Raw genomic sequence first — 16,089 nt, 5'->3', positions numbered from 1 at the left:
CGGTGGGTTTTTTGTTGTTCGTTTAGCGGTGGTAAAACGCAATTTCTTCTTGTTGAAGTCTGATTACGCCGTCCGGACGATGCTTTCGGAAGAGGAAGGTTAGCAAGATGCGGGGAGCAAGCACCCATAGATGCCAGCAAATCAGACTTAGCAGAAGCGGATCGTTGGCCCACGGATAACTGATGGCGATGACGCACAACCCAAGCCATAACAAATGGCGGTGAAGCTTGCGAAAAGTCGCAAACTCGCATTCCAGTCTCGGTTGGAGCCCGATCCATGGCGGTTGTATTCGCCAAATCCACCTTCTGGAAGAATCGTCCGTCCGTTTAAAGGTAAGCAAAGCGATGGTCAATTGAATCAGTTGAACAAAGACGGCTCCGAGCAACCAACTGACAAGTCCGGTCCAACCGTATAATACGGATTGGAAGATCAGGATTAGGACCGGGATGGCCAGATAGCTCCATATGCTCTCTTTCCGAAACTGTTTTTTTGCGATAAGCTTGTATTGATATATCGTTGCGCGCTCCTGTTCGGATAGCGGCTGTCTCATGCCGTACTGCCTTCCTTTCTTATTTCGATCCGTCCTCTTTTCTTTATATATCGGTTAATCGTGCCGGAAAGTGCAGAGCAACGCCGCCGTAATCTGGCGTGACAATCACCAACCTTCGGCTTTCGTCATACAATGTATTACGGTATGCTATGAAACAAGTATGAACTAATAGAAAATGGGGTATACTGATAGCCATATAATCGCTATTTTGCAAAGGATGATCGGATATGAACGATGAACGTTATTTGACTTGCATCATATGCGGCCAGTCCAAGCCGGAAGATGAAGGAATCAGCATCGTCACCGAATTTATATGCTGCACATGCGAAAGCGAAATAGTAAGAACCGACGTTCAAGATGCGAAATATCCTTTTTTTATTCATCGGTTAAAACGAATTTGGGTGCAAGAAAACGCTTGAGTCTTTTCGTGGACGAACAGACACGAATTGACTCTTTTTTTTCGCCTATTTCCGGGTACAATGATGATATAGCAATGGACAGGGGGAACGGACAACGAATGAATCGCCTTCGGAAGCCGCTGTTCGACGCGCTTATCCGCAGACTTGACCGCAATCCGCTCAGTTTTCATGTCCCCGGACATAAAAACGGCCGCTTGTTTCATGCGGAGCCAGCATCTCCGATCGAAGGTGACGATATTTTCGCCACTTATAAAACATGGTTTGAAATGATTATGCGGCTTGACGTGACCGAATTGCCGGATACCGATGATTTGCACCAGCCGGAAGGAATCATTGCGGAGGCGCAGCAGCTTGCGGCGGAATGTTTCGGCGCGGAAGAAACCTATTTTCTTGTAAACGGAAGTACGGCCGGTAATTTGTCGATGCTGCTTGCCGCATGCGGACCGGGAGATCTCGTCATTATGCAGCGGAATGTGCATAAATCGGTATTAAATGGACTGCGGCTTGCAGGAGCGCGCGCCGTTTTTGTGATGCCGGAGCTTGAGCCTCGCACAGGGCAAATGACGGTACCGCGGTTGGACACTCTCGCGGAAGCGCTGAAGCGATACCCTGACGCGAAGGCCGTATTTTTATCCAGTCCGAATTACTACGGGGCAGCTGTCGATTTGCGTCCTTATGCCGAAGCTGCGCATATGCATCGTATTCCGCTGCTCGTCGATGAGGCGCACGGCGCCCATTACGGCTTTCATCCGGCTTTTCCGACCAATGCAATGCAAGCCGGAGCGGACGTTGTCGTCCAGTCGGCGCATAAGACGCTTCCGGCATTGACGATGGGAGCGATGCTCCATGTACAAGGCTCGCGGCTCGACCGCGGCCTGTTGAAGAAGGCGCTGTCCGCCGTCCAAAGCTCGAGCCCTTCATATCCGATTATGGCTTCTCTCGATATTGCCCGGGCAATGGTCGACCGGTACGGCGAATCGTTGTTTCGGGACGGGCTGGAGGCGGCGAAGATATTTCGGGAATGGATTTCGGGTCAGGATAGCGCGCTGGAAGTCGTTGAAGCGGATGGCGGTTCCGGTTACAAGCAAGATTCGCTGCGCGTTGTGCTGCGGGATGGCAGCGGCACGGTGCCGGGATATACGCTTCAGCGGGAATTGGAATCGCGTGGCTGCTGGCCGGAGCTTGCGGACGAGCGTCATGTGGTGCTTCTTTTTGGCGCATTTACGACGCCAGCCGATGTCGAACGATTGATTCAGGCTTGCGCATCGATCGTGCAGGATTGTCGAATTCCCGAGCGCAATGAGAGCAAAGAGAAAGACCGGGAGCCGGATAGAAATCGTACCGTATGGTATAGCGATGATGAGGCTATTTCTTTACCCGTTTCTTTTCAATTTCATATGAAAACAAGACAGAAAGTCAAAACGGTTGTCCTGCATCAGGCAACAGGGTACGAATCGGCGGAAACGATTATTCCGTATCCGCCCGGCATTCCCCTGCTTTATGAAGGAGAACGGATTACGCCGGCCATTGTCGAAAGGTTGGACACGCTGTCGAGACATCGTGCACGATGCCAGGGCGCTTCCGATCCGACATTGCGCACGATCAACGTGTTCGACCGGTCCGTCTCATCCGGATCGTAATGCCAAAAAGCTTTCGATCTTGGAACGGCTTTGTTATGATTAGAGTATTACATTAGTCGAAGGAGCTATTTTGGTTGAATAAAGGATTATTTATTACGATCGAAGGCGGGGAAGGCGCGGGCAAAACGTCACTTCTTGCCGAACTGGCGCATAAATTGAGGGTAAAAGGCAAACAGGTCGTGACGACCCGGGAGCCGGGGGGCATCCCGATCGCGGAACGGATTCGCGGCATTATTCTCGATAAAGCGAATATCGGGATGGACGCTCGCACGGAGGCGCTGCTGTACGCCGCCGCAAGACGGCAGCATTTGGCGGATAAAGTCGTACCGGCGCTGGCAGAGGGGAAGATCGTGCTTTGCGACCGTTTCGTGGACAGCAGTCTGGCTTATCAGGGCTATGCGAGAGGCTTGGGCGTTGAAGAAGTGTGGGCGATCAACCGGTTTGCAATTCAGGATGCGATGCCGGATTTGACGCTGTATATGGATATTCGCCCGGAGGTAGGACTTGCGCGCATCCGCCAAGCCGGGGAACGCGAATTGAATCGGCTTGATCTGGAGTCCGTTTCGTTTCACCGGAAGGTAAGGGAAGGGTATTTGTCGTTGCTGGAGCGCGAACCGGACCGAATCGTGCGCATAGACGCCGAACAAGAGCCCGGAAAAGTGCTGGAGGACGCGATTTCGCTGATCGAGCGTCGATTTGCAGGATTTTTTGCAACCGATGTCAAACTATAAGTATAACAGGATACAGCAACCCGCATGAAGACGCAGGTCATAAAATGTTTGGGGGGAATGGGATGAAGCTGGTAATTGCGGTCGTTCAAGATAAAGACAGCAACAGATTGTCGAACGCGCTCGTCCGGGAAGGCTTCCGGGCGACAAAACTGGCCAGTACCGGCGGCTTTTTACGAGCCGGGAATACGACATTTATGATCGGCATCGAAGACGAGCGAGTCCATGAGGTGTTGCATGTTATTCGTTCCAATTGCAAAGTACGCGATCAATTGGTGACGCCGGTATCGCCGATGGGAGGAACGGCCGATTCTTATATTCCGTTTCCGGTCGAAGTGCAGGTTGGCGGTGCAGCCGTATTCGTCTTGCCGGTTGAACGGTTTGAACATTTCTGAATGGGCGTGAAACTCGCATGAAAATTAATCCCGGATGGCGGTCGTTCGGTCAGGAGAGAACGATAACCGATCAGACCGCCAAGCAGGTACAGCCGCGATCGTTCGCAGACGTCATGCATCAGCAGGACCGCGAACGATCACGGGAAGAATTGCAGCAGAAGCTGAAGGACATTCATCTGCAGGGAGAACGGCTCGCCCGTTCCATGACTGTACGGGAGTTAAAGCTCTATCGCGAGATGGTGCGCCGGTTTCTGGAAGATACGGTCAGGAGAGGCATTGGTCTGAAAGAAGTGCGAGGAGTGGACCGGCGCGGACGGGTGAAACGGTACAAGCTGCTCGACGAGATCAATGAAAGCTTGACGGAAATGGCCGAAAATTTGCTGGAAAGTGAACAAGGACGGATCGAGCTGCTGCATAAAATCGGTGAAATTCGCGGCATGCTGATTAATCTTGTGTTTTGAAAGGAAATATTTGTAATGAAGATCGAACAGGTACCGGGGCAGCCGAAGGCCAAACGCATATTGAAGCATGCGCTGAAGAGCGGTAAAATTTCGCATGCCTATCTGTTTCACGGGCCTTCCGGCACAGGACGCAAAAACATGGCGATGGCATTCGCTCAAGGGCTGTTTTGCACTTCGGGCGGAGACGACGCATGCGGGGAATGTCTGGAATGCCGCAAGTTCGAGCACGGCAATCAACCGGACCTGCATCTCATCGCGCCGGAAGGTCAATCGATCAAAATCGACCAGATCCGGGAATTGCAGCGTGAAATGGCTTACCGCAATACCGGTTCGAAACGCAAAGTATATATTATGGAAAGGGCGGAAACGATGACGATGCAGGCTGCGAACAGCCTGCTTAAGTTTTTGGAAGAGCCGCTTTCCCCGGTTATCGCGATTTTGCTGACCGACAACGGACAAGCTGTACTGCCGACGATACGGTCGCGCGTTCAATGGGTTCCTTTTTTGCCGATGGCTCCTTTCGAAATGCTGGAGCAGCTTATACGGGAAGGCCATCCGCCGCTGCTCAGCCGTCTGGCGGTTCATCTTGCCTCCGGATTGGACGCGTGTCGGGAGCTGATCGCGCAGAATGAGTTTGCAGAAATGAGAAACGTAGTGATACAATTAGGAAGGGAGAGTCTCACCCGATTCACCGCAGCGATGATTACGACGCAGCAGCGGGTGTTCAAATCCGCGATCGGCGAGCAGCCTCAGCTGCTGTTGTCCATGTTGTCACTATGGTACAGAGATATGATTCTTTTCCAGGCTGGAAAGCAGGAAAGCATCGTTTTTATAGATCAGTCAGATTGGATTGGCAGCCATGCGTTCACCCGCGAAGCTGAAAGCTGGGTGCGTTGCATGGAATATGCGCTCGAAGCCGGCAAGCGGCTGCGCGCCAATGTGGCGCCGCAGCTGGCGTTCGAGCAACTATGGGTACACGTACAGGAGGGCTAAATCCTTGTATAAAGTCGTCGGGGTCCGCTTTAAGAAAGCGGGCAAAATCTACTATTTTGACCCGGACGATCATCCCGTCGCCAAAGACCAGCATGTCATTGTCGAAACGGCGCGCGGAATCGAGTACGGCAAAGTAGTAGTCGGACAGAAGGAAGTCGGTGAATCGGATGTCGTCCTCCCGTTAAAGAAAGTGATCCGCATTGCAAACGAAGTTGACGCCAAAATCGTGGATGAGAACAAGATGGCGGCCAGAGACGCGTTTGCCACATGTTTAGACAAAATAAAAGCTCATCAATTGAAGATGAAGCTGGTTGATGTCGAATTTACGTTCGACCGGAACAAAATTATTTTTTATTTTACGGCGGAAGGACGAGTGGACTTTCGCGAGCTGGTCAAAGATTTGGCCAGTGTCTTCCGCACCCGGATCGAGCTGCGCCAGATCGGCGTCCGGGACGAAGCGAAGATGCTGGGAGGTATCGGTCCTTGCGGACGGATTCTGTGCTGCTCGTCCTGGCTTGGCGACTTCGAACCGGTATCGATCAAGATGGCAAAAGATCAGAACTTGTCGCTGAATCCGACCAAAATTTCCGGATTGTGCGGACGTTTGATGTGTTGTTTGAAATTCGAGCACGACAATTACGAGAGCGCACGGGAAGAGTTGCCGGCTGTCGGTAAAATCGTCATTACTTCGCTGGGCGAAGGCAAAGTAACCGGAATCAACGCATCGGCAAAAGCCGTCTACGTCCAACTGTTCGACATGCCTGGCAAGCCGAAAGAAATGCCGCTGGACGATGTCGTCGTCAAATAAATCGTCCACTGCGGAGCTATTACGCTTATATGCTCTGGGGTGGGAACTTGGAAAACAAAGATATTTTTTTGGAGATGGATGAGCTGGAGAGCAAGCTTGGCACCTTTCATCGGGAGCTCGGGGAGCTGAAGCTGCGCATTAAGTGGCTGCTGGAAGAGAATAAGCGCCTCAGCATGGAAAACAACCAGTTGCGCAAAATATTGAAGCGGGAGACGATTGCGGCAGCAGTCGGCGATCATCGCCAGAAAGAAGCGAATGGCGAAACGGCGGGGCGTCCGGAAGAGGCGAAGGATCAAGCAGCTTCTTATGCGGCGGCTGTCGGAGAAGGGTACGATAACTTGGCCAGGTTGTATCACGAAGGTTTTCATATTTGCAACGTTTATTACGGACACTTGCGAACAGAAGGCGATTGCTTGTTTTGCTTGTCTTTTTTGAACAAATCGTAGCCGAAGAAGACCCGGAAGAGGGTCTTCTTTGTTGTAAGATCGGAGTGAAGAATTTGCAGGACGTGGCGCAATCCACCGTAAAGCTGTATCCGGGCGAACGGATTGACGACTTGATGTTCAACGGCTTGAAAATTATACAAAGCCGGGAAGTGTTCAGCTTCTCGATCGATGCGGTATTGCTGGCGGAATTTGCGGCGATACCGAAACGCGGAAGAGTGCTTGATTTATGCACCGGCAACGGCGTCATACCGCTTTTGCTTTCGGAGAAAACGAACGGAACAATCGACGCAGTTGAAATTCAGCCCCGGCTTGCCGATATGGCCAAACGAAGCGTGGCTCTTAACGGACTTGAAGACCGGATTCGGATTATCGAAGGCGATCTTCGCCACTATGTGAAAAAGGCCGGCTATGGCGTGTACGACGCGGTAACGGTCAATCCGCCTTACATGCCGGTCACCGGAGGCGATGTGAACGGAAGCGAATACTATGCCATCGCCCGTCATGAACTGTACTGTACGTTGGAAGATGTGGTTGAGGCTTGCGCAAGGCTCGTAAAACCGGGGGGCAAAGTGACGATGATCCATCGTCCGTCCCGATTTCTGGACATCATGGACTCGCTTCGGCGCTGGAAGCTCGAACCGAAGCGTGTACGATTCGTCCATCACCATACAAAGGCCGAAGCGACGATGGTGTTGATTGAGGCGCTCCGTGACGGCCGCCCGGATCTGAAGCTGCTGCCTCCGCTGTTTGTAGAAGAACGAAACCCAACTGCTATATAATAGAAGAAACACGTTTTGATTTGGATAACGGAAGGACACGGGAGACGTGAAAATACAGAAAAGTTTTGGCGAACAGGCCGGAAAAGGTACGCTTTATTTGGTGGGAACGCCGATCGGCAATTTGGAGGATATGACGTTCCGGGCGATTCGAACGCTTAAGGAGGTCGATCTCATTGCCGCGGAAGACACTCGCCAAACCCGAAAGCTGCTGACTCATTTCGATATCGGGACAAGGCTGGTCAGTTATCACGAACATAATAAAACAGCAAGCGGAGCCGAACTGCTGCGGCTGCTCGAAACGGGCCTTCATGTAGCGCTCGTCAGCGATGCCGGCCTTCCTGCCGTATCCGATCCGGGAGCCGATCTTGTCCGGGAAGCGATTGACCGGGATATCCCCGTCGTTCCGGTTCCCGGAGCCAATGCGGCATTGTCTGCGCTTATCATATCCGGGTTGCCGACGGACCGGTTCACCTTTGCGGGATTTCCCCCTCGGGAGCGCAAAGAGCTGAAGGATTGGCTCGAAGCGTGGATCGGCAGCGCGTGCGGCACGCTTCTCGTTTATGAGTCGCCCCACCGTCTGAAGAAGACGCTGCAAGCGATGCTTGACGTCTGGGGAGACCGCCCGATCGCGATGGTTCGGGAATTGACGAAACGGTACGAGGAAGCGGTTCGCGGAACGGTGTCGGATTGCTTGGAATGGATCGAGCTGCATCCGCCTATGGGAGAGTATTGTCTCGTTATCGATCTTGCGGCGAACGGCGGTATCGAAGGGGTGGCGAAAGAAATGTGGTGGGACGGGCTCAGCCTGGCCGATCACGTTGCCCGCTATGAGCATGAGACGGGGGACCGGAAGGAAGCGATCAAGCGGACGGCCGCCGATCGCGGCATGTCGAGGCGCGACGTCTATAACGCCGTAATGAAGCGTTAGGGCGGAAACCGCCGCCGGTCGCGCCGTTCGGCGTCCGCACGGCGGCAAAAAAAAGACCTTCCTGGCCGGGTTCTAGCGCAGGAAGGCGTTAAGGAGTATAAAAAGGTTAGAATTAACAAGTGCAATTACTTGTATTATAACCTATAATTCTTATTTTGTCACAGGAGAAGGCATTTCCGACAAGCAAATATTGCAGACTATTTTTCCTTTGAAATAGGTTACATTTTCAGCATTGCCGCAGAATATGCATGCGGGCTCATATTTCTTCAGCATAATGCGTTCGCCGTCTACGTAAATTTCAAGGGCGTCCTTTTCGCCGATGCCAAGCGTACGACGCAGTTCGATCGGGATGACGACGCGTCCGAGCTCGTCGACTTTGCGGACAATTCCTGTTGATTTCATCATTCTATCGTGTCCCCTCTCCACTAATTCGTCAGTTTTCGACATAGTTTTACTTTTTTCTAAACACTATAATACCAACCATTCCCAAAATAGTCAACATGGTTTTTTCCTTGAAATAACGGGATTTTCAAGACTTTTGGAATGGGAAATGAAGAGTAAAATACAGAAATTCTCGACAAAAATACTTTCATAAACGACATAATTCGACAGTATAAGTCGACAAATAATGTCGAAAAACGCGGGAAGGGGTGTTAACCCATGCAGCATGCTCTGGCAGAAGAAAAAGTATTTAAAGACCCGGTTCACAAGTACATTTATGTACAGGATTCGCTTATCTGGAATTTAATTAATACCAGGGAATTCCAACGTCTTCGGCGTATCCGGCAGCTCGGAACTTCATATCTGACATTCCACGGCGCGGAGCACAGCCGGTTCTCGCATTCGCTCGGCGTATATGAAATTACGCGCAGAATCATATCGCAATTCGAGCGCAACGGCTACCCGGATTGGCCGACCGGCGAGAAGCTCGTCGCGCTTTGTGCCGCTCTGCTGCATGATGTCGGGCACGGCCCGTTCTCCCATTCCATCGAGCAAGTGTTCGACATGGATCACGAAGAGTGGACTTGCCGCATTTTGCTTGACGACACCGAAATTCACCGGGTCCTGTCAGAAGTGTCGGCCGATTTCCCGGAACGGGTCGCTTCCGTAATTCGGAAAACCTATCATCACCCGATTGTAGTCAGCCTCGTGTCCAGTCAAATGGATGCGGACAGAATGGACTACTTGCTCCGGGACGCGTATTATACCGGCGTCAATTATGGGACTTTCGACCTGGATCGCATATTGCGCGTTCTGCGCCCTTACCGCGACCGGATCGTAGTGAAGGACAGCGGCATGCATGCCGTGGAAGATTATTTGATGAGCCGGTATCAAATGTACTGGCAAGTTTATTTTCACCCGGTAACCCGCAGCTCGGAAATTATTCTTAGACAAATTTTTCGCAGAGCCAAAGAGCTTTATGGGGGTGGGTACCGATTTGGCTGGATGAACCGTTCGCTGCTCAAGCTGATTAATGGTACACTTACCGTCGAAGACTATTTGCGTTTGGACGAAGCGCTCGTCCAGACGGCGTTCAGTGAGTGGACCGCCGAACGGGACTGGCTGTTGTCCGATTTGTGCCGCCGGTTTTTGAATCGCAAGTTGTACAAATATATAACTGTTGACGAAGCGAATGAAACGATGCTGGCGGAAATGAAACGGCAATTCTTAGCGGCGGGGCTTGAACCCGAGTATCATCTGGAGGTCGATTACCCGTCCGATTTGCCGTATGACGTATACCGGCCGGGTCCGGGGGATACGGGCGGCAAAAGGGACAAACCGCCGATACTGCTGGTGGACAAGCATGGAAAATTGTCGGAAATATCGTCGCAATCCGACATCATCCATTCGATAACGGGCATTCAGCGCGGCCGCTATCACCTGTATTATCCCGAAGATTTGCTGCGGGAAGCGGCCGACCGCTTGTCGCCTGAAATCAAAAAATGGTTTTCATTGACGAACGAAAAGGAGATTTGAACGCATCATGACTGGATTGTTCGACACCCATACGCATTTGGACTCCCCTCGTTTCGACGGGGATCGGGAAGATGTCATTAAACGGGCAAGAGAAGCCGGCGTAGAACGGTTGGTCAATATCGGTTTTAACCGGGAGACCATTCCGACCACCATCGCGCTTGCGGAACGATATGATTTTATTTATGCCGCCGTCGGCTGGCATCCGGTCGACAGCATCGACATGAAACCTGATGATTTGCAGTGGATCGAAGAACTGTGCGCGCATCCGAAGGTGGTGGCCGTCGGCGAAATCGGGCTTGATTATCATTGGGACACATCGCCGAAAGAAGTGCAGCATCGCGTATTCCGCGAACAGATTGCGCTTGCCCGCCGGATCGGCAAGCCGATCATCATTCATAACCGGGACGCGCATGAAGATGTCGTGAACATTTTGCAGGAAGAGAAAGCAAGCGAAGTGGGAGGCATCATGCACTGCTTCTCCGGCAGCTGGGAAACGGCCAAACGATGCCTCGACATGGGCTTTTATATTTCCTTCGGAGGGCCTGTCACGTTCAAAAACGCGAGAGTGCCCAAAGAGGTGCTGGCCAAGGTGCCGCTTGACCGGTTATTGATTGAAACCGATGCCCCATATCTGGCGCCCGAACCTTTCCGAGGGAAGCGAAACGAGTCGGCTTATGTGAAATACGTAGCCGAGGCGGCGGCGGTAATAACAGGAAAAAGTGTGGAAGAAATTATGAAAATTACGATGGAAAATGCCAATCGCTGTTTTCGGCTTGAACGAAAAACGAACAGATAAAGAGATCAAAGCAGATAGAGGGCGAAAAAACTGAATTTGTTTGATGAATTCGCCGATATTTCCGATGTTTTTCCTGAAAAATCATGAATATCGTGTTTAATCGCATCTTTACAATGTGGTGGACTACAGAGTATCATCTATCACAGAGCTTAAGCGTTGTATTGGATTTCCAGTTCACAAATATTGTTTTCGCTTAATCTTCCGGCAGGAAGAGCGGGGGAACCAACAGCGGGACGATCGGCATCGATTGTCATCGCGTACCAAACTATTTTGGGGTGAATTGAACGGCCCGAAGTCCGCGGATGAAGGCGCCGTTGATAGGGCGACTCTCTTGCCCGAACCCGACAGCTAACCTCGCAAGCGTTCCAAGAGAGATCAATCTCGTGCATCCACATTCCATGATTAACGGCAGCACCCGGGAAGCCACGAAACAGATCCTCTGTCGACGGCTTCTTTTTCTTTTTGAATAATGTGTAAACCGTCGACATAGGGTTAATCATGGAGGTGACGAGAGGAGGACTGGAATGCGTGCCTGGTCACGCGACAACACAATAGTCACGTCAAGGTATCATGCATGTACTTAGGCGGCGGGGCTATGAAGGAGGACCGAAGAAGTGGGCGTATTTTCGAAAAACACCCATGGTAAACGATCATCCAGCATGTCTTTCGCAATGCGATGGAAGCATGAAAACTTGCGTTTGATTCTTCTCAGCGTCATTATTTCAATCGCTATGGCTTTCATGTTGTTGGTATTGTTATACGGATCGGCCAATCGAAGCGTATCTGTCGTTCTGGATGGACAGGAATCCGTTGTAAAGACGAAGCAGTGGGTATTGCAGGAGCTGCTGGAGGAGCAGTCCATCACGATCGGACCGTACGATAAGGTGTCCATGCCGCTCAACGGAGCGGTGAAAGACGGCGACCGGATTGAAATCGAAAAAGCCATTCCCGTCAAACTGAAGAACGGCAGCAAGGAATCGACCATATTTACGACTGAAAAAACGGTCGGGTCTCTGATCCAGGAGATGAATATAGAAGTTCGCGAGCAGGATAAAGTGTTCCCTTCTCTCGATACCGAGCTGCAATCGAACATGAAGGTGCACGTCGTTCGAATCGATAAACATATAACCAAGCAGGAGCAAGAAATTCCGTACCAGGTCGTCAGGAAAGAAGACCCTACCCTGGAGAAAGGGAAGCAGAAGGTCGTTCGTACCGGCAAGAACGGAGTCGTCGTCCGGAAATACGAAAAAATATTCCAAAACGGCATGCTCGTGTCGCACCGTCTCGTGACCAAAACGGTGCAGAAGCCGAGCGTGAGCCAAGTCGTCGCAATCGGCACGAAAAACCCGGAGCCGAAAGTCACATTGCTCAGTAATACCGGATCGGTCGGCACGGCGGCCGTATCGAAGGCCGGATTGACGTTCAAACCTAAGAAAACGCTGAAGAATGTAACGCTTACCGCTTACTCCGCCGGCGTCGAATCTACCGGCAAAAGCGAAAACCATCCGGAATACGGCATTACCGCTTCCGGCACGCGCGTTCAGGAAGGCCGCACGATTGCGGTCGATCCGAATGTCATTCCGCTGGGCTGGTGGGTATACATCGAAGGGATCGGCCTCAGACGCGCGGAAGATACGGGCGGCGCGATTAAAGGAAACAAAATCGACGTTTATTTCGACAGCGAATCGTACGCCACCAAATTCGGGCGCAAGCACGGCTATACCGTCTATGTGCTCGGTCCGAACAAACCGTCTTCAAACTGATCGCACCATCGTGATTTATTCATATCGTAATCGTACAGCAAATATGCCATGATAAGAAGAGGCGCAGCCTCTTCTTTTTGCATGTATGTCCGAATGTGTCCTCTCATTAATGACGACGTATAAGGGAGTCGAAAAGTTGCATGATTCAAGAAATAATTGTGGTGGAAGGAAAGGACGATACGGCAGCCGTGAAACGCGCTGTGGAAGCTGATACGATCGAAACGAACGGCTCAGCCGTCGGCGAAGACGTATTGCGCCGGATTGCGCTGGCGAAGGAGCGGAGAGGCGTTATTATTTTTACCGATCCCGATCATGCCGGCGAACGGATACGGCGCATCGTGTCCCGCCGCGTGCCCGGCTGCAAGCATGCTTTCCTGCCGCAGGAGGAAGCCTTGTATAAAGGAGATATCGGCGTCGAAAACGCCTCCCCCGAAGCGATATGCCGCGCGCTCGCCAACGTCCGTACGGAAGCTTCGGCCGATGCGGTTCCGTCCGATATCGTAAACTGGGAAGATTTGGTCGAGGCGGGACTGGTCGTTCATCCGGATGCGGCGTCCAGACGTCTTCAGATGGGCCGTATATTGGGGATCGGGTATGCGAATGGCAAGCAGTTCTACAAGCGCTGCGTCAGCTTCCGAATCGGGCGGGATGAATTTCATGACGCGCTGAGAGAGCTGGAGCGAGGACGGGAGGAGACGAAATGACAAACGATCGGGCGGGCGATATGCGGCAGGCCGCAGAAGTCGCCACACCGAAACGGACGCGCGATATTATTGCAAAGCACGGTTTTTCCTTCAAAAAAAGTCTCGGCCAAAACTTTCTGATCGATCAAAATATTTTGCGAAAAATTGTCGACGCGGCGGAGTTGGACAAGACCAAAGGGGCTCTGGAGATCGGTCCCGGCATCGGCGCGCTGACGCAATGGCTTGCCCACAGCGCCGGCAAAGTGGCGGCGGTGGAAATCGATAGCCGGCTGTTGCCTATATTGCAGGAAGTGCTTGGCGCAGAGCCGAATGTAAGCATTATACACGGCGACGTGCTTCGTCTTGACTTGCGGCAATTGATGGAGGAGCAATTTACCGGGATGACCGGCATCAGTGTGGTCGCCAATTTGCCTTATTATATTACGACTCCGATCTTGATGAAGCTGCTGGAAGAACGGCTGCCGCTTGATCATATCGTCGTGATGATTCAGAAGGAAGTCGCGGAGCGGATGGCGGCTGTTCCCGGCAGCAAGGCTTACGGGAGTCTGAGCGTCGCCGTACAATATTACACCAGGCCGGAGCTTGTATGTACGGTGCCGCATACCGTATTTATTCCCCAGCCTAACGTCGATTCCAGCGTAATCAAGCTGACGCTGCGGGATCGGCCCCCGGTGGAGACCGCCGACGAAGCGTACTTTTTTCGCGTTGTGCAGGCCGCTTTTGCCCAGCGGCGCAAAACGCTGGCCAACAATTTGGCCGCGTGGGCGGGCAAGGACCGGCGGGAAGAGGTTGTGCGGCTGATTGCGGAAGCCGGCATCGATCCGTCGCGCAGAGGAGAGACATTAACGCTGGAGGAGTTCGCCGCAGTCTGCAACGTATGCTATAAGGCGGGAGTCAACCGGTAACGGGTGGATGACGATCGTCCCGGGTGCCGCTGCCGTCCGAACCAATGCCGGATTGCCTTGCCGGCGTTCCGCAGTCACCTTTGCTTCTGTCCGCCCATAGGATAGACGAAGAGGTGATGGCCCATGAACCAAGGGGACCTGGTCGTCCGTAAATCGTACGGCGGTGACGTGCTGTTCCGTGTTGAATCCATCGAACCGATCGAGGAGCTTGCGATCCTGAAAGGCACAGATTACCGTTTGCTTGCAGACGCGCCGATTCCCGACCTGTCGGTCGTCCAAAATCCCGAGCAAACCCGTGCGGCGCAAGAAGTCCGCGTTAAAGTAAACGAATCGTTGCGCCGGATCTACGAACAGCGCGAACAACAAAACGTGCAAACCGATATCAGCATCCGGCTGGCGCAAAAAAATCAGCCTTATTTCGAAATGCCCGGCAAAGTGCTGCATTTGGACGGAGACGGCAATTACATGAAAAAAAGCATGCAGCTGTACACGCAAATGCGCGTTCCGGCTTATGGGGTCCATATTCACGAATCGCAAATGCCCCATTTATTGCATCGTCTGCTTCCGCAAGTGAAGCCCGACATCGTCGTCATTACAGGACATGACGGCGTATTGAAAAACCGGCTGCCCAATGAGCTGCATAATATCAACAGCTACAAAAACTCCCTTAATTTTGTAAATGCCGTGAAAATTGCGCGCGAGTATGAAAAGACATTGGACGGCCTCGTCGTCATCGCCGGGGCATGCCAGTCGCATTTCGAAGCCCTTATTCAAGCTGGGGCGAATTTCGCCAGTTCACCGGGACGGATTTTGATTCACGCGCTCGATCCGGTTTATATTGCCATTAAAGCCAGTTACACCTCGATCAAGGATACGATCGATTTATCCGAAGTGATCCATGGCACGATCAGCGGGATAGACGGCGTCGGAGGCATCGAGACGATGGGCCGGCACCGGATCGGATTGCCGAAGCCCAAAATGGCCTTGACGACGGTCATTTAGACGGATAGCGAAAAGAAAGAAAACGACATGCCCCAAGGACATGTCGTTTTCTCATATGGGGCTGCATAGAATCGGGGAAACGAGGGAAAAATAAATAAAAATTTCGTTGACAACCAAATATGCATGCTGATATAATTATTTGTTTCAATTGACAAACCCCCTCTTTTTGGGTATAATGGACAAGGAAAGAGGTGGTTGTGGACAATGGCTAAAAATGCACTGTCTGAAATCAAACGCAGCTTGGAAGCTCATGTCGGCTCTAAAATCCGTCTTCGAGCCAACGGTGGTCGACGCAAGACCATTGAACGTACCGGTGTGTTAGAGGAGATCTACCCATCTGTTTTCATCGTCAAGCTGGATCAGGAACAACATGCATTTAAGCGAGTCTCATACAGCTACGCGGATATTTTGACTGAATCGGTGGAAGTAACCGTGTGCAATGACGAAGGCCAGGTCCGCATTAACTATTTACCGCACTGAGGCATCGCGCCGATTTGGGCACGGATTGCATTCCGTGCTTTTTTTTTGCCTGCATGCGGAACGGGAAACGACGCATAATAACGGTATTACGAAAGCGGGAAGGAGTGAGGTTTGCGATGAGTCGCAGACGCCGCAGCACGATGTCGGAGCAGCTCAAGAACGAGCTCGCGAAGGACCTCGGGTTTTATGATACCGTACAACGGGAAGGATGGGGCGGAATTCGCGCCAAGGATGCGGGCAATATGGTGAAACGGGCCATCCAGCTGGCCGAGCAGGCGGCCGCGAAGCAGCATCGGCCGTAGCTCTCGCTCGCCA

At 52.1% G+C, this 16,089-nt stretch carries 19 protein-coding genes and 1 riboswitch; of the genes, 18 read left to right on the top strand and 1 reads right to left on the bottom strand.

Features of this window, described 5'->3' with window-relative positions:
- The first annotated feature begins 777 nt into the window (after positions 1-777).
- The 10 genes from ABEV74_RS14100 to rsmI all read left to right on the top strand — a co-directional run bounded on the left by ABEV74_RS14100 (position 778) and on the right by rsmI (position 8,147).
- Positions 778-969 (top strand): sigma factor G inhibitor Gin, encoded by a 192-nt coding sequence (locus ABEV74_RS14100; RefSeq protein WP_062489702.1) that lies wholly within the window; start codon positions 778-780, stop codon positions 967-969.
- 98 nt (positions 970-1,067) lie between these two features.
- The gene (locus ABEV74_RS14095) at positions 1,068-2,609 is read left to right on the top strand and encodes an aminotransferase class I/II-fold pyridoxal phosphate-dependent enzyme (RefSeq protein ID WP_430146795.1); all 1,542 of its coding nucleotides are present in this window, start codon (positions 1,068-1,070) and stop codon (positions 2,607-2,609) included.
- A gap of 74 nt (positions 2,610-2,683) precedes the next feature.
- A complete protein-coding gene (tmk, locus tag ABEV74_RS14090) occupies positions 2,684-3,340 on the top strand; it encodes a dTMP kinase (protein ID WP_213529634.1) in 657 nt (218 codons plus the stop codon).
- A gap of 62 nt (positions 3,341-3,402) precedes the next feature.
- Positions 3,403-3,732: a cyclic-di-AMP receptor gene (locus tag ABEV74_RS14085; RefSeq protein ID WP_062489696.1), complete on the top strand. Its 330-nt coding sequence runs from the start codon at positions 3,403-3,405 to the stop codon at positions 3,730-3,732.
- A gap of 17 nt (positions 3,733-3,749) precedes the next feature.
- Positions 3,750-4,193 carry a YaaR family protein gene (locus tag ABEV74_RS14080; protein WP_062489694.1) on the top strand — a complete coding sequence of 148 codons (444 nt, stop codon included), beginning with the start codon at positions 3,750-3,752 and terminating at the stop codon, positions 4,191-4,193.
- Positions 4,194-4,208: 15 nt separating this feature from the next.
- Entirely contained in the window at positions 4,209-5,186 is a 978-nt protein-coding gene (holB, locus tag ABEV74_RS14075) for a DNA polymerase III subunit delta' (RefSeq protein ID WP_062489692.1), read from the top strand.
- A gap of 4 nt (positions 5,187-5,190) precedes the next feature.
- Positions 5,191-5,994 (top strand): PSP1 domain-containing protein, encoded by an 804-nt coding sequence (locus ABEV74_RS14070; protein ID WP_430146793.1) that lies wholly within the window; start codon positions 5,191-5,193, stop codon positions 5,992-5,994.
- A gap of 74 nt (positions 5,995-6,068) precedes the next feature.
- Entirely contained in the window at positions 6,069-6,440 is a 372-nt protein-coding gene (locus tag ABEV74_RS14065; protein WP_372447155.1) for an initiation-control protein YabA, read from the top strand.
- A gap of 113 nt (positions 6,441-6,553) precedes the next feature.
- Positions 6,554-7,219: a tRNA1(Val) (adenine(37)-N6)-methyltransferase gene (locus ABEV74_RS14060; RefSeq protein ID WP_430146798.1), complete on the top strand. Its 666-nt coding sequence runs from the start codon at positions 6,554-6,556 to the stop codon at positions 7,217-7,219.
- Between the two features lie 46 nt (positions 7,220-7,265).
- On the top strand, positions 7,266-8,147 hold the full coding sequence (rsmI, locus tag ABEV74_RS14055; RefSeq protein WP_430146791.1) for a 16S rRNA (cytidine(1402)-2'-O)-methyltransferase: 882 nt from the start codon (positions 7,266-7,268) through the stop codon (positions 8,145-8,147).
- A gap of 150 nt (positions 8,148-8,297) precedes the next feature.
- Here the strand turns inward: rsmI and ABEV74_RS14050 are convergent, their stop codons facing one another.
- Positions 8,298-8,552, bottom strand: coding sequence for an AbrB/MazE/SpoVT family DNA-binding domain-containing protein (locus ABEV74_RS14050; protein WP_062489683.1), 255 nt, complete (start codon positions 8,550-8,552; stop codon positions 8,298-8,300).
- A 255-nt stretch (positions 8,553-8,807) separates the two neighbouring features.
- Between ABEV74_RS14050 and ABEV74_RS14045 the strand changes: the two genes are divergently transcribed.
- The 8 genes from ABEV74_RS14045 to ABEV74_RS14010 all read left to right on the top strand — a co-directional run bounded on the left by ABEV74_RS14045 (position 8,808) and on the right by ABEV74_RS14010 (position 16,076).
- Positions 8,808-10,124 carry an HD domain-containing protein gene (locus ABEV74_RS14045; RefSeq protein WP_213529644.1) on the top strand — a complete coding sequence of 439 codons (1,317 nt, stop codon included), beginning with the start codon at positions 8,808-8,810 and terminating at the stop codon, positions 10,122-10,124.
- 7 nt (positions 10,125-10,131) lie between these two features.
- Positions 10,132-10,920, top strand: coding sequence for a TatD family hydrolase (locus tag ABEV74_RS14040; RefSeq protein ID WP_062489679.1), 789 nt, complete (start codon positions 10,132-10,134; stop codon positions 10,918-10,920).
- Positions 10,921-11,100: 180 nt separating this feature from the next.
- Positions 11,101-11,299: riboswitch (cyclic di-AMP (ydaO/yuaA leader) on the top strand.
- Positions 11,300-11,534: 235 nt separating this feature from the next.
- Positions 11,535-12,683, top strand: coding sequence for a resuscitation-promoting factor (locus tag ABEV74_RS14035; RefSeq protein WP_430146788.1), 1,149 nt, complete (start codon positions 11,535-11,537; stop codon positions 12,681-12,683).
- A 140-nt stretch (positions 12,684-12,823) separates the two neighbouring features.
- Positions 12,824-13,387 (top strand): ribonuclease M5, encoded by a 564-nt coding sequence (gene rnmV / locus ABEV74_RS14030; RefSeq protein WP_062489675.1) that lies wholly within the window; start codon positions 12,824-12,826, stop codon positions 13,385-13,387.
- Entirely contained in the window at positions 13,384-14,292 is a 909-nt protein-coding gene (rsmA, locus tag ABEV74_RS14025) for a 16S rRNA (adenine(1518)-N(6)/adenine(1519)-N(6))-dimethyltransferase RsmA (protein WP_269465257.1), read from the top strand. Before rnmV ends, rsmA begins: the two co-directional genes overlap by 4 nt.
- A gap of 123 nt (positions 14,293-14,415) precedes the next feature.
- Positions 14,416-15,294, top strand: a complete 879-nt coding sequence (yabG, locus tag ABEV74_RS14020; RefSeq protein ID WP_062489673.1) for a sporulation peptidase YabG — start codon at positions 14,416-14,418, stop codon at positions 15,292-15,294.
- 204 nt (positions 15,295-15,498) lie between these two features.
- Positions 15,499-15,774 carry a biofilm formation stimulator Veg gene (veg, locus tag ABEV74_RS14015; RefSeq protein WP_062489671.1) on the top strand — a complete coding sequence of 92 codons (276 nt, stop codon included), beginning with the start codon at positions 15,499-15,501 and terminating at the stop codon, positions 15,772-15,774.
- Positions 15,775-15,890: 116 nt separating this feature from the next.
- Positions 15,891-16,076, top strand: coding sequence for a small, acid-soluble spore protein, alpha/beta type (locus ABEV74_RS14010; RefSeq protein WP_062489669.1), 186 nt, complete (start codon positions 15,891-15,893; stop codon positions 16,074-16,076).
- Positions 16,077-16,089 lie beyond the last annotated feature (13 nt).

This window comes from Paenibacillus cisolokensis (genome assembly GCF_050481165.1).
Lineage (GTDB): Bacteria > Bacillota > Bacilli > Paenibacillales > Paenibacillaceae > Paenibacillus_AH > Paenibacillus_AH cisolokensis.
The sequence above is the reverse complement of the archived record's forward strand: the minus strand, read 5'-3'. Positions and strand labels throughout refer to the sequence as shown.